Annotated in this window: 13 protein-coding genes; 7 read left to right on the top strand and 6 right to left on the bottom strand. The window is 72.1% G+C overall.

Annotation, left to right across the window (positions count from 1 at the left end):
- Window positions 1-44: 44 nt before the first annotated feature.
- Window positions 45-287, bottom strand: coding sequence for a hypothetical protein (locus tag ACIPTO_RS41855; RefSeq protein ID WP_366323271.1), 243 nt, complete (start codon window positions 285-287; stop codon window positions 45-47).
- Between the two features lie 141 nt (window positions 288-428).
- Here ACIPTO_RS41855 and ACIPTO_RS41850 point away from each other — a divergent pair, with 141 nt between their 5' ends.
- Both ACIPTO_RS41850 and ACIPTO_RS41845 read left to right on the top strand, forming a co-directional pair.
- Window positions 429-1,529, top strand: coding sequence for a hypothetical protein (locus ACIPTO_RS41850; RefSeq protein WP_401200884.1), 1,101 nt, complete (start codon window positions 429-431; stop codon window positions 1,527-1,529).
- Window positions 1,530-1,544: 15 nt separating this feature from the next.
- A complete protein-coding gene (locus ACIPTO_RS41845) occupies window positions 1,545-2,639 on the top strand; it encodes a phosphotransferase family protein (RefSeq protein WP_401200881.1) in 1,095 nt (364 codons plus the stop codon).
- A gap of 10 nt (window positions 2,640-2,649) precedes the next feature.
- Here the strand turns inward: ACIPTO_RS41845 and ACIPTO_RS41840 are convergent, their stop codons facing one another.
- Window positions 2,650-3,084, bottom strand: a complete 435-nt coding sequence (locus ACIPTO_RS41840) for a hypothetical protein (protein WP_366323277.1) — start codon at window positions 3,082-3,084, stop codon at window positions 2,650-2,652.
- A gap of 269 nt (window positions 3,085-3,353) precedes the next feature.
- Here ACIPTO_RS41840 and ACIPTO_RS41835 point away from each other — a divergent pair, with 269 nt between their 5' ends.
- From ACIPTO_RS41835 to fxsA, 4 genes are all read left to right on the top strand, one after another.
- Window positions 3,354-3,794, top strand: a complete 441-nt coding sequence (locus tag ACIPTO_RS41835; RefSeq protein WP_366323279.1) for an Lrp/AsnC family transcriptional regulator — start codon at window positions 3,354-3,356, stop codon at window positions 3,792-3,794.
- A gap of 47 nt (window positions 3,795-3,841) precedes the next feature.
- Entirely contained in the window at window positions 3,842-5,443 is a 1,602-nt protein-coding gene (locus tag ACIPTO_RS41830; protein WP_401200878.1) for an amidohydrolase, read from the top strand.
- A gap of 530 nt (window positions 5,444-5,973) precedes the next feature.
- Complete coding sequence (locus ACIPTO_RS41825; protein ID WP_366323282.1) at window positions 5,974-6,786, top strand: polyprenol monophosphomannose synthase; 813 nt, start codon at window positions 5,974-5,976, stop codon at window positions 6,784-6,786.
- A gap of 72 nt (window positions 6,787-6,858) precedes the next feature.
- Entirely contained in the window at window positions 6,859-7,416 is a 558-nt protein-coding gene (gene fxsA / locus ACIPTO_RS41820) for an FxsA family membrane protein (protein ID WP_401200875.1), read from the top strand.
- 105 nt (window positions 7,417-7,521) lie between these two features.
- Here the strand turns inward: fxsA and ACIPTO_RS41815 are convergent, their stop codons facing one another.
- The 4 genes from ACIPTO_RS41815 to ACIPTO_RS41800 all read right to left on the bottom strand — a co-directional run bounded on the left by ACIPTO_RS41815 (window position 7,522) and on the right by ACIPTO_RS41800 (window position 10,993).
- Window positions 7,522-7,896 carry an RNA polymerase-binding protein RbpA gene (locus ACIPTO_RS41815; RefSeq protein ID WP_003977404.1) on the bottom strand — a complete coding sequence of 125 codons (375 nt, stop codon included), beginning with the start codon at window positions 7,894-7,896 and terminating at the stop codon, window positions 7,522-7,524.
- A gap of 255 nt (window positions 7,897-8,151) precedes the next feature.
- Complete coding sequence (locus ACIPTO_RS41810) at window positions 8,152-9,501, bottom strand: MFS transporter (protein ID WP_401200872.1); 1,350 nt, start codon at window positions 9,499-9,501, stop codon at window positions 8,152-8,154.
- Between the two features lie 38 nt (window positions 9,502-9,539).
- Window positions 9,540-10,307 (bottom strand): glycerophosphodiester phosphodiesterase, encoded by a 768-nt coding sequence (locus ACIPTO_RS41805; protein WP_366323288.1) that lies wholly within the window; start codon window positions 10,305-10,307, stop codon window positions 9,540-9,542.
- Window positions 10,304-10,993 (bottom strand): YitT family protein, encoded by a 690-nt coding sequence (locus tag ACIPTO_RS41800; protein WP_401200869.1) that lies wholly within the window; start codon window positions 10,991-10,993, stop codon window positions 10,304-10,306. Before ACIPTO_RS41800 ends, ACIPTO_RS41805 begins: the two co-directional genes overlap by 4 nt.
- 64 nt (window positions 10,994-11,057) lie before the next feature.
- On the opposite strand from ACIPTO_RS41800, the gene ACIPTO_RS41795 reads away from it, so the two are divergent.
- Entirely contained in the window at window positions 11,058-12,557 is a 1,500-nt protein-coding gene (locus ACIPTO_RS41795; RefSeq protein WP_366323292.1) for a PLP-dependent aminotransferase family protein, read from the top strand.
- Window positions 12,558-12,582 lie beyond the last annotated feature (25 nt).

Below are 12,582 nucleotides of genomic sequence, written 5' to 3'. Positions count from 1 at the left end.
GGTCGCGGTTCCCGGGCTTCCCGCAGGGGAGGCCCCGCCGCCGCTCACGCGCCGTTGACCTCCTCCGCCCTGATCCACCGGGCGGACCGCGTCGGCGCCGCCGCGAGCCGCGCCCACTCCGGGTCGTGACGCCCCGGCAGGGTGCGGCCCCGGTCGGCCCAACTCCGCATGAGATCGCGGTAGATGGGAGGGTCCTGGAGCTGCGGCGGCGGGGGCGGAACCGATTCTTCCGGTACGGGGGCGTAGCTACGGCGCTGATGTCCGGTCGGCGCATAGGTGACGGTCATACCAAGGCAACGTAAAGGCGCGTTGACAGGTCACCGGTGCCTGTAATCGAGCGTGCGTTCACCGGCGTACGGCTCCCGGGTCTGGCTACCGCACGAAACCTGACGTACCGTCACCTCCACTGTCCCCAGGGGAGGTTAGCCGTGGCAGACGACCGTCCCGTGCCCCTCGACGAGTACCCCGTGCATCAGGTGCCCCTGTCGATGAAGCACGTAGCGACCGGCGACCGGAACGCCTACGACCGCTGCATCTTCCACGTCCTCGACCACGAGGGCCGCGCCCTGCTCATCCTCGGCCTCGGCGTCTACCCCAACGTCGGGGTGATCGACGCCTACGCCACCCTCCGCACCGGCGACACCCTCCACGCGGTCCGCGCCTCGGACGCCCTCGGTGACGACCGCATGACGCTCTCCGTCGGCCCGCTGCGCATCGAGGTCGAGGAACCCCTGCACCGACTCCGCCTGCGCTGCGAGGACAACACCCTCTCCTACGACCTCACTTGGACCGCCGAGTTCCCCGCCCTCTGGGAACCCCACCACGTCCAGCACCGCGGCGACCGGCTCACCCTCGAAGGGCGCCGCTTCGTCCAGGCGGGCGGAGTGGAGGGCGTGATCCACGCCGGCGGCGAGGAGTTCCGGGTCACCCCGGGCGGCTGGACCGGGACCCGGGACCGGAGCTGGGGCGTGCGGCCGATCCCCGGCGAGGAGGGCGGCCGGCTCGCCGAGGACCACCCGACCGAGGGCTTCCACTGGATCTGGTGCCCGGTCCGCTTCGAGGACCGCTTCCTCATGGTCGTCGTCCAGGAGGACGCCGACGGCTACCGCACCCTGAACGACGCGACCGTCGTCCGCCCCGGCCACCGCGACCGCCAACTCGGCTGGCCCCAGGCCGAGATCGCCTACCGCCCCGGCACCCGTCACCCCGAGCGCGCCGTCATCCACCTGGGCGACACCCGCAAGCCGCAGGAACTCGACGTCGAGATCCTGACCTCCTCACCGCTGGCTATCGGCGCCGGCTACCCACCCGCCGACGACTGGCAGCACGGCACCTGGCGCGGCCGGGCCTGGACCGACAGCCGCACCTACGACCTCGCCCACCCCGCGCCCCTGGCCGCCTACGGCGTCACCGACCACGCGGCCCGCTTCCGGCTCGACGGCCAGGTCGGCCACGGCATCTTCGAGCACGGCTCCTTCGGCCGCCACGACCCGAGCGGCTTCACCGGCTTCGACTCGGTTGCTCCGTAGGGGAGGTGAGACGGCATGGCGACAGCACCCCGCCCCCGCACCACCACCCGCGACCCCGAGGAACTCGCCCACCGGCTCACCGCCTGGCTCGACACCCGGTTGTCCGGCGCCCGGGCCGTCGACGTCAGGGTGCCCGCGTCGAACGGCATGTCCAGCGAGACCCTGCTGTTCGACATCGAACACCGCGAACCGCCGCTCCGCGCCTGCGCGTTGAGACTCGCGGCCGACCCGGCGGCGTACACCGTCTTCCCGGTCTACGACATCCCGCGCCAGTACCGCACCATGCGCCTGGTCGCCGACCGCACCGATCTGCCGGTCCCCGGAGTGCGCTGGCTGGAGGAGGACCCGGGCCCGCTCGGCGCGCCGTTCTTCGTCATGGAGCGTGCCGAGGGGCGGGTGCCGCCGGACGTCATGCCCTATACGTACGAGGGCAATTGGCTGCACGCGGCGACCGACGCGGAGCGAGCGCACCTGGAGGAGGTCTCGGTTGCCCTCATCGCCCGCCTGCATGACCAAGTCCCGCTGCCCGAGGCCGAGTTCCTCACCCTTCCGGGTGACGGCGACGCCCTGGCACGTCACGTGGCATCCCAACGGGCGTACTACGCGTGGGTGGTTGACGGTGTCGCCCGCTCGCCCCTCATCGAGAGCGCCTTCGACCGGCTGACGGACCTCTGGCCCGCCGACCCCGGCGAACCGGTCCTCAACTGGGGCGACGCGCGCATCGGGAACGTCGTCTACGACGGGTTCGACCCCGTCGCCGTCCTCGACTGGGAGATGGCGGCCCTGGCCCCGCGCGAGGTGGACCTCGGCTGGACCGTCTACCTGCACCGCTTCTTCCAGGACCTGACGGTCGCCTTCGGCCAGCCGGGGCTGCCGGAGTTCCTCCGCCGGGACCGGGTCGAGGCGCGGTACGCCGAACTCACCGGCCACACCCCGCGCGACATGGAGTTCTACACCCTGTACGCGGCGCTGCGGCACGCGATCGTGATGCTCCGTATCGCCTATCGGCAGGTGCACTTCGGCGAGGTGGCCGTCCCGGCGGACCCGGACACACTGATCCTGCACCACGGCAGTCTGCGCGCCATGGTGCAGGGCAGCTACTGGGGTTGAGCGAGCGCGCTCAGGCGGCGCGGCGCAGGTCCGGCACGCGCATCGGGCGCGAGCTGGGACCGCCGACGTGCGAGAAGGGCTGCGTCCGCCAGTCGAGGCCCTGAGGGAGCGTCAACAGCAGGGCGGTGTCCTGCTCCTGGAGTGCCGCGGACTCGTCGGCGGAGCGGGCGTCGGCCGCCTCGCGGCCCGTACCGGCGCAGACCGTCAGCCCGAACGGGTTCCACGGCGAGGCGCACAGCGCGTGCTCCGGCAGGACCTCCTCGTCGGCGAGGAGCGCGATGGGCTGCACGCAGTCCGGGCAGATCACCCGGTACATCTCGAAGGTGTCGTACACATCGAGGTCGTCGGAGTCGAAGCCGTCGGCTTCGACGCCCTCCGGCTCGGGCTCGACGACGAGTTGCGGCCGCTTGGGCGCGGTGCGTCCAGGGCGCTTGAGACTCTGCATGGGTTTCTCCCCCTACTGGGCTGGGCCGTGAAGGCGCTGCGGCCTCGACCACAGCAAGCACTTCCCGTCCGGTCTCCGCGGTAATCACGAGACCATCACGGAGACCGCCCGAGACCTGTGGCGTTCGTCACATGCCGCCCGGAGGTGCCCGGTGCGGTGGTTTTGTCCCCAGCCGCCTCACCGGTCGCCCGCGGCCACATCACGAACCGGGTATGACCTGCGCCGCTGAGGTATCGGTGGAGATCAGACGCACTGTAGGTTCTTGCGTCATGGAGGAGCTGGACCGACAAATCGTGCAGCTGCTCGTCAAGGACGGGCGGATGAGCTACACAGACCTGGGCAAGGCCACGGGCCTGTCCACGTCGGCCGTGCACCAGCGGGTGCGCCGGCTGGAGCAGCGGGGCGTCATCCGCGGGTACGCCGCGGTCGTCGACCCGGAGGCGGTGGGGCTGCCCATGACCGCCTTCATCTCGGTGAAACCGTTCGACCCCAGCGCCCCGGACGACATCGCGGACCGGCTCTCCGACGTCCCCGAGATCGAGGCCTGCCACAGCGTCGCGGGCGACGAGAACTACATCCTCAAGGTGCGGGTCGCCACCCCGCACGAACTGGAGGAACTGCTGGCCAGGCTGCGCGGCCAGGCGGGCGTCTCGACCCGGACCACGGTGGTGCTGTCGACGCCGTACGAGGCGCGTCCGCCACGCATCTGACCGACCTGGGTGCGGGCCGGTGCCGGTGAGGCGCGAGACTGTTCCCCATGAGTGAGCGCACCCCCGAGCCGTCGACCGTCCTGCTCCGCCGCGGCGAAGTCCACAGTCCCGCCGATCCCTTCGCGACCGCGATGGTCGTCGAGCGCGGCCAGGTCGCCTGGGTCGGCTCCGAGGGCGCCGCCGACGCGTTCGCGGACGGGGTCGACGAGGTCGTCGACCTCGACGGCGGCCTGGTCACCCCGGCGTTCACCGACGCACACGTCCACACCACGGCCACCGGCCTCGCGCTCACCGGCCTCGACCTGTCCGACGCGCCGTCCCTGGAGGCGGCCCTCACCCTGGTCCGGGACTTCGCCGCCGCCCGCCCCGCCGACCGCGTCCTGCTCGGCCACGGCTGGGACGCCGCCCGCTGGCCCGGGGGCCGGCCGCCGACCCGCGCCGAACTCGACACGGCGACCGGCGGACGTCCGCTCTACCTCTCCCGCATCGACGTCCACTCCGCGGTCGTCACCTCGGCCCTGCTCGACCTCGTCCCCGGCCTCGACGCACCCGAGGGCCCCCTCACCGCCGACGCCCACCACGCCGTCCGCTCCACCGCGCTCGCCGCCATCACCCCCGCCCAGCGCGTCGGGGCCCAGCGCGCCGCCCTCGCCCGCGCGGCCTCCCTGGGGGTCGGCTCGGTCCACGAGTGCGCGGGCCCCGACATCTCCTCCGAGGACGACTTCACGAGCCTGCTGCGGCTCGCCGCCGAGGAGCCGGGCCCGCGTGTCGTCGGCTACTGGGCCGAGCAGGACGTGGAGAAGGCGCGGGAACTGGGCGCCGTGGGAGCCGCCGGGGACCTCTTCGTGGACGGGGCGCTCGGGTCGCACACCGCGTGTCTGGAGCAGCCGTACGCCGACGCCGGGCACGGGGGCATCGCCTACCTCGACGTGGACGCCGTCGCCGCGCATGTCGTCGCCTGTACCGAGGCGGGGCTCCAGGCGGGCTTCCACGCCATCGGGGACGCCGCCGTGACTACGGTGGTCGAGGGAATCAGGGCCGCCGCCGAGAAGGTGGGCCTGCCGCGCGTCCGTGCCGCCCGGCACCGCGTCGAGCATGCCGAGATGCTCACCCCGGAGACGATCGCCGCCTTCGCCGAGCTGGGGCTGACGGCCTCCGTGCAGCCCGCCTTCGACGCGCTGTGGGGCGGCGAGGACGGGATGTACGCGCAGCGGCTCGGCGCGGAGCGCGCGCGGGCCCTGAACCCCTTCGCCGCCCTGCTGCGGGCCGGGGTGCCGCTCGCCTTCGGCTCCGACAGCCCGGTCACCCCGATCGACCCGTGGGGCACGGTCCGCGCCGCCGCGTTCCACCGGACGGCTGAACATCGCGTCTCGGTCCGGGCCGCGTTCACCGCGCATACGCGCGGCGGCTGGCGGGCCGTGGGGCGGGACGACGCGGGTGTCCTGGTCCCGGGCGCGCCCGCCGACTACGCCGTCTGGCGGACCGACGCCCTGGTGGTGCAGGCGCCCGACGACCGGGTCGCGCGCTGGTCGACCGACCCGCGCTCCGGCACACCCGGACTGCCCGACCTGACCCCGGGCGGCGAACTCCCGGTGTGTCTGCGTACGGTCGTCGGCGGACGGACGGTGTTCGTACGGCCGGGCGAGTGATCTCCCGGGGTGGCGCGCCCCCGATCCACGGCCGCCGCCGCGTCGCGCGACCTGCGCATCCTCTGCCCTGACCAGCCGGTTGAGGGGGAAAGAGCAGGTCAAACGACTGTTGACAGGCGGGCGCAGGGGGCCGGTAGGTTCGTCCGAGTCCACCACCGGACGCCCGACCGGGGAACCTCCGAGCACTCGTCGGAGCGCCGCTGGGTCAGGGTCGGTGCCGCACCGGGCACCGTCACTGGGAGCCAGGCTCAGCGCCCGCGCCACGGCGAGGGAACGTTCCGGCCGGTCGGCTGGTGTGACCCGGGTGGGGCCCGGACGTCCAGTAGACAACGGCCTTGGTCGACCCGCAGCCGGCGGGTCCCAGGTCGGCCCGAAGGGCGCCGGGCCCCCATCCGCAGCAGGCGGCTGCCCAAACGGGCAGTCTTACCCCGTTCTTGTCGAATCGACACCGCCGTACGAACGACCTGGCACGTCATCTCAGGTGTGGGCCACTATGGTGGACGCCTGCGTACGGACATGAAGGGGCAGCAGTGAACGACGGCGACGGAGCCCTCGCGGCACAGGCCCAGGGGCGGAAGTTCGGCCCGCTCGGCACGGCCTTGGTGATCATCCCGACCTACAACGAGGCGGAGAACATCAAGTCCATCGTCGGTCGGGTGCGGCAGTCGGTCCCCGAGGCTCATGTCCTCGTGGCCGACGACAACAGCCCCGACGGCACCGGCAAGCTTGCCGACGAGCTGGCGGCCGAGGACGAACAGGTCCAGGTGCTGCACCGCAAGGGCAAGGAAGGTCTCGGCGCCGCGTACCTCGCGGGCTTCCGCTGGGGCATCGACAACGGCTACGGCGTCCTCATCGAGATGGACGCCGACGGCTCCCACCAGCCCGAGGAGCTGCCCCGGCTGCTCACCGCGCTCAAGGGCGCGGACCTGGTGCTCGGCTCCCGCTGGGTGCCCGGCGGCCGGGTGGTGAACTGGCCCAAGTCCCGTGAGTTCATCTCCCGCGGCGGCAGCCTCTACTCGCGCGTGGCCCTCGATCTGCCGCTGCGCGACATCACCGGCGGCTACCGCGCCTTCCGCCGCGAGACCCTCGAAGGCCTCGGCCTGGCGGACGTGGCCTCCCAGGGCTACTGCTTCCAGGTGGACCTGGCCCGCCGCGCCGTCAAGGCCGGCTACCACGTCGTCGAGGTCCCCATCACCTTCGTGGAGCGCGAACTCGGCGACTCCAAGATGAGCCGCGACATCCTTGTCGAGGCCCTGTGGCGGGTCACGACCTGGGGCGTGGGCGAGCGCGTCGGCAGACTCCGCGGCCGTGCCAACCCCGGAGGGAAGCCCTCACAGCCGTAGCCCCGCGACCTCACAGGTCTCGTTGATCGTCCGCTTATCCCGCCCTGAGCCGGGCCCAGGCACACTGGACGTATGACGACTGGCGCACCCACTCCTTCCTCCGCCGCCCGGCCTCCGCGTTCCCGGCTGCGTACGTTCCTGCCGTTGGGCATCGCCCTGTGGCTGGTGCTGGAGATCTGGCTGCTGACCGTGGTCGCGGGCGCGTCGAGCGGTCTCACGGTCTTCCTGCTGCTGCTCGCCGGGTTCGTGGCCGGTGCCGTGGTGATCAAGCGGGCGGGCCGCCGGGCCTTCCAGAACCTGAGCCAGGCCGTGCAGCAGGGCATCGCGCCGGCCGCCGGCGGTGGCAGCGGCCTGATGATGCTGGGCGGCCTGCTGCTGATGATCCCGGGCCTGATCTCCGACGCGGCCGGTCTGCTCCTGCTCGTCCCGCCGGTCCGGAAGGCGCTGGCGCGCTACGCGGAGCGCGTGGTCGAGCGGAAGCTCGGCAGGGCCACCCCCGGAACCCTCGGAGACGCCTTCCAGCAGGCTCGTATGCACCGTCCGGACGGCAAGGTCGTCCAGGGCGAGGTCATCCGGGACGAGCCCGGCGACGAGGCCTCGCAGGGCCCGCGCCCGCCGCTCACCCGCTGACCCGGTCCGGGGCAGGCAAAAGCCCGGGCGCCGTACGGATTCGTACGGCGCCCGGGCTCATTCGCTTGGTGCCTTGTGCGGTAGAACCGCTCCGGACCGTCAGGACTAGGCCGACTTGCGGCTGTCCCTCGGGTGAACCGCGATGTTCATCGCGCCGGAACGGAGAACGGCAAGTCGCTCCTCGAGGACCTCTTCGAGTTCCTCGCGGGTGCGCCGCTCCATCAGCATGTCCCAGTGGGTACGCGCGGGCTTGGCCTTCTTTTCCTCAGGGCCGTCGCCGTCGACCAGGAGTGCCTGGGCCCCGCAGACCTTGCACTCCCACTCCGGCGGGATCTCCGCCTCGACCGAGAAGGGCATCTCAAAGCGATGTCCCTTCTCGCATGCGTACTCCACGGCCTGGCGGGGTGCCAGGTCGATACCGCGGTCCGTCTCGTAGCTGGTCACCACGAGGCGCGTGCCGCGAAGAGCTCGCTCACTCATGAATCGTGCCTCCCGGGCTTGTCGCCCACAGGACAGGTGTCGCTGTCGTCGTCATCCGGTCAACGTCCGGTCGGCGGTAAAGATTCCCGTACGGGGTCATGCGTCGCCGTCGTAGCCGCCCCTTGTTGTACCCACCAGCGCCCGGTTTGTCACATCTACTAGCAGATGTCACCTAGCGATTCGTCATCTTTGACGCGCAGTAACGGTACGCCATGCAGGCCAAACGCGTACACTACCGCCCTTTCGTCTCCAGCGCTAAATCCTCTCGGGCAGAGGATTCCCCGCGTCGCTGATCGCCCGCGCCACGGGTACCCGCGCGAGCAGCACGAATCCCACCACGAAGAAGACCACCAGGGAGATGATCGCGTCCCGATAACTTCCGGTCAGCTGGTAGGTCACCCCGAACAGCAGGGGTCCCAGCCAGCTCATGCCCCGATCGCTCATCTCGTACGCGGAGAAGTACTCGGCCTCTTTCCCCGGCGGCACCAGATGGGAGAACAGGGACCGGGACAGCGCCTGGCTGCCGCCCAGGACGAGGCCGATGCCGGCGGCCAGCACGAAGAACCAGACGGGCGCGCCGGCGGGCAGGAAGTACCCGGCGGCCAGCGTTAGCGTCCACGCGATCAGCGAGCCGAGAATCGTCCGCTTGGCCCCGTACGTCCGGGCGAGTCGCCCCATGCCGAGCGCGCCCGCCACCGCGAGCACCTGGACCATCAGGACGGCCGTGATGAGCGTGGACTGGCTCAGGCCCAGCTCCTCGGAGCCGTAGACGGACGCCTGGGAGATCACCGTCTGGATGCCGTCGTTGTAGACCAGATAGGCGAAGAGGAAGGACAGCGTGAGCGGTTTGCCGCGCATGTCCCGGACGGTCGCCGCGAGCTGCCGCCAGCCCTGCGCCGTGGGTGCCCCGGACGGCGCACGGCCGCGGTCGCGCAGCCGTTTCAGCGGTACGAGGGTGAAGGCGCCCCACCAGATGCCCGCCGACGCGAGACAGATGCGGACGGCCATCGACTCGGAGAGGCCGAAGGAGTCGTGGGCGGTGAACAGGACCAGGTTCAGGACGAGGACCAGGGAGCCCGCCGCGTAGCCGAAGGCCCAGCCTCGTGAGGAGACCGCGTCGCGCTCCTCCGGAGGGGCGATCTGCGGGAGGTAGGAGTTGTACACGACCATCGAGACGGCCACCGACGAGTTGGCGACGACCAGCAGGAAGCCGCCGAGAAGGTACCGGTCGCCGTCCAGGAAGAAGAGGCCCGTGGTGGCGGTCGCGCCCACGTAGGCGGCCAGCGCCAGGAGGGGCTTCTTGCGGCCCGTGCGGTCGGCCGCCGCGCCCGCCAGGGGCATGACCAGGATGGACACGATGACCGACACGGAGACCGTGTAGGCGAAGAAGGAGCCCGCCCGGACCGGTATCCCCAGGGGATGCACGAACCCGTCGGGGTCCGCCGCCGACTTCGCGACCGAGGTCAGGTAGGGGCCCAGGAACACGGTGAGCACGCTCGTCGAGTAGACGGAGCAGGCCCAGTCGTAGAAGTACCAGCCGCGCTGTTCGCGCCGCCGTTCGGCGGCCTCGTCGGCCGGCTGTGACCGCAGGGTGTCGGTACCCACCCGTGCCTCGCTTCCCCGTGAGCGCGTCGACCCGCGGCTCAGGTCCAGACGCCCCGCTCCACCATGACGTCGCGCAGTGTGTCGATGTGATCGGTCATGATGCCATCGACGCCCAGGTCCAGAAGCCGGTGCATGCGATCGGCCTCGTTGATGGTCCAGACGTGGACCTGCACTCCACGCGCGTGTGCGGCCCGCACGAAGCTCCGGTCGACCACCGGGACGCCCGACTGCTCCTCGGGCACCTGGGCGGCGAGGGCCGAGCGGCGCACCGGAAGAGGCGCGCCCCAGGACCGCAGCCGCAGATTCAGCACCCCGCGCGTGCCGAACGACGTGGCCAGGCGCGGCCCGGCCAGGTGCTGGGCGCGGACCACGCGCTTCTCGGAGAAGGAGCCGACGAGGACGCGGTTCCAGGCGTCGGTGCGCTCCAGGAGGTCCAGGAGGGGGCGCAGCGCGGGCTCCGCCTTGATGTCGACGTTCCAGCGCACCTCGGGGAAGGTCTCCAGCAACTCCTCGAAGAGGGGCACCGGTTCCCTGCCCGCCACGCGCGCGTGGCTCACGTCCGACCAGAACAGGTCCGCGATCCGCCCGGCGCCGTCGGTGACCCGGTCCAGGGTCTCGTCGTGGAAGGCGACGAGCTTCCCGTCCGCCGTGGCGTGGACGTCGGTCTCGATGTACCGGTAGCCCATCTCCACCGCGCGGCGGAACTGGAACACGGTGTTCTCCAGGCCGTCCGCCGCGCCGCCCCGGTGGGCGAAGGGGATCGGGCCGGGGTGGTCGAGGTAGGGATGACGTATGAGCGTGGTCACCCGGGCAGTATGGCCCGTTCCGGTGACCCGGTGGCTACGACCGTGCTGCCGTCGGATGCCGGCCGGGCGGCGAACACACGCAGGAACAGCTGGGCGAGGGGGCCTATCGCCAGGGCGTACAGGAGGGTGCCGACGCCGACGGTGCCGCCGAGCGCGAAGCCGGTGGCCACCACCGCGACCTCGATCGCCGTCCGCATCAGCCGGATGGACCGGCCGGTGCGCCGGTGCAGCCCGGTCATCAGCCCGTCGCGCGGGCCCGGTCCGAAGCGCGCGGATATGTAGAGGCCGGTGGCCGCCCCGTTGAGGACGATGCCCGCCAGCAGCAGCGGAATCCGTACGGCCAGGCCGTGCGCGTCGGGCAGCAGCGCGAGTGTGCCGTCCATGGCCAGGCCGACCACGAACACGTTGGAGACCGTGCCCAGGCCCGGTCGCTGGCGCAGCGGGATCCACAGGAGCAGCACCGCCGCGCCCACGATGATCGAGACGACGCCGATCGTCAGGCCGGTGAGTTCGGCGAGACCCTGGTGCAGCACGTTCCAGGGCTCCAGGCCCAGGCCCGAGGCCACCAGGAGCGCCGAACTGGCGCCGTAGAGCGCGAGTCCGACGTAGAGCTGGACCAACCGTCGCCCGAGACGGTTCCGCGTGGACAAAGGGTGCCCCCTGGTGGTGGTAGTGGCCTGACGCATGTCACTCTGTGGCTTGAGAACGCAGGCCATCCATGGCCAATTCCGGGAAGGTGGACTGGTTTCCATGGCTCAGTGGACCTCGGCGATGGGCGCCGCGCAGCTGGCCCGGCTGCTCAACTCCCAGCAGGACCGCCCGGCCGGGCCCGGTACCCGCCGCCCGCCCGCCTACCGGGCGCTCGCCGACGGCATCCGGCTGCTCGTGCTGGAGGGCCGCGTCCCGGTGGCCGCCCGGCTGCCCGCCGAACGGGAACTGGCCCTCGCCCTCTCCGTCAGCCGCACCACCGTCGCCGCCGCCTACGAGGCGCTGCGCGCCGAAGGGTTCCTGGAGTCCCGGCGCGGAGCCGGGAGCTGGACCGCCGTACCGGCCGGAAACCCGCTCCCCGCGCGCGGGCTGGAACCGTTGCCCCCGGAGGCGCTCGGTTCGGTGATCGACCTGGGCTGCGCCTCGCTGCCCGCGCCCGAGCCGTGGCTCACCCGGGCCGTGCAGGGCGCCCTGGAGGAGCTGCCGCCGTACGCCCACACGCACGGCGACTACCCGGCCGGGCTGCCCGCGCTGCGCGCGATGATCGCCGAGCGGTACACCCTGCGCGGGATCCCGACGATGCCCGAGCAGATCATGGTCACGACCGGCGCGATGGGCGCCATCGACGCCATCTGCCATCTCTTCGCCGGGCGCGGCGAGCGCGTCGCCGTCGAGTCGCCGTCCTACGCCAACATCCTCCAGCTGATGCGCGAGGCGGGCGCCCGGCTGGTGCCCGTGGCGATGGCGGACGGGCTCTCCGGCTGGGACATGGACCGCTGGCGGCAGGTGCTGCGGGACGCGGCGCCCCGGCTCGCGTACGTCGTCGCCGACTTCCACAACCCGACCGGCGCCCTCGCCGACGACGACCAGCGGCGTCAGCTCGTCGACGCGGCCCGCTCGGCGGGCACCGTGCTCGTCGCCGACGAGACGATGACCGAGCTGTGGCTCGACGAGGGCGTCGACATGCCCAGGCCCGTCTGCGGCTTCGACCCGGCCGGCTCCACGGTGATCACCGTCGGCTCCGCCAGCAAGGCCTTCTGGGCGGGCATGCGCATCGGCTGGGTCCGGGCGGCCCCCGACATCATCCGCAGCCTGGTCGCCGCCCGCGCCTACGCCGACCTCGGCACCCCCGTACTGGAACAGCTCGCCGTCAACTGGCTGTTCAGCACCGGTGGTTGGGCCCAGGCCGTGGACATCCGGCGCGCCCAGGCCCGGGAGAACCGGGACGCGCTGGTCGGCGCCCTGCGGCAGCAGCTGCCCGACTGGGAGTTCGAGGTCCCCAGGGGCGGGCTCACGCTCTGGGTGCGCACCGGCGGACTGTCGGGCTCACGGCTCGCGGAGATGGGGGAGCGGGTGGGGCTCCGGGTCCCGTCCGGGCCGCGCTTCGGCGTCGACGGCGCCTTCGAGGGCTATGTGCGGCTGCCGTTCACCGTCGGCGGCGCGGTGGCCGAGGAGGCCGCCGTACGACTGGCCGCGGCGGCCCGGCTGGTGGAGAACGGCGTCACCGGGGGCGGCGATTCGCCGCGCACGTTCGTGGCGTAGCCGGATCTCCGGGCACCCGGTCCCG

The organism is Streptomyces sp. NPDC090083 (genome assembly GCF_044747445.1).
Classification (GTDB): Bacteria; Actinomycetota; Actinomycetes; order Streptomycetales; family Streptomycetaceae; genus Streptomyces.
Note: the sequence above shows the minus strand (reverse complement) of the source record. Positions and strands in the feature narration are given on the sequence as shown.

Bases quoted from the DNA above. Each gene is read 5' to 3' on its own strand.
- ACIPTO_RS41855 (WP_366323271.1), bottom strand. From the start codon at position 287: ATGACCGTCACCTATGCGCCGACCGGACATCAGCGCCGTAGCTACGCC.
- ACIPTO_RS41845 (WP_401200881.1), top strand. From the start codon at position 1,545: ATGGCGACAGCACCCCGCCCCCGCACCACCACCCGCGACCCCGAGGAA.
- ACIPTO_RS41840 (WP_366323277.1), bottom strand. From the start codon at position 3,084: ATGCAGAGTCTCAAGCGCCCTGGACGCACCGCGCCCAAGCGGCCGCAA.
- ACIPTO_RS41835 (WP_366323279.1), top strand. From the start codon at position 3,354: ATGGAGGAGCTGGACCGACAAATCGTGCAGCTGCTCGTCAAGGACGGG.
- ACIPTO_RS41830 (WP_401200878.1), top strand. From the start codon at position 3,842: ATGAGTGAGCGCACCCCCGAGCCGTCGACCGTCCTGCTCCGCCGCGGC.
- fxsA (WP_401200875.1), top strand. From the start codon at position 6,859: ATGACGACTGGCGCACCCACTCCTTCCTCCGCCGCCCGGCCTCCGCGT.
- ACIPTO_RS41815 (WP_003977404.1), bottom strand. From the start codon at position 7,896: ATGAGTGAGCGAGCTCTTCGCGGCACGCGCCTCGTGGTGACCAGCTAC.
- ACIPTO_RS41800 (WP_401200869.1), bottom strand. From the start codon at position 10,993: ATGCGTCAGGCCACTACCACCACCAGGGGGCACCCTTTGTCCACGCGG.
- ACIPTO_RS41795 (WP_366323292.1), top strand. From the start codon at position 11,058: ATGGCTCAGTGGACCTCGGCGATGGGCGCCGCGCAGCTGGCCCGGCTG.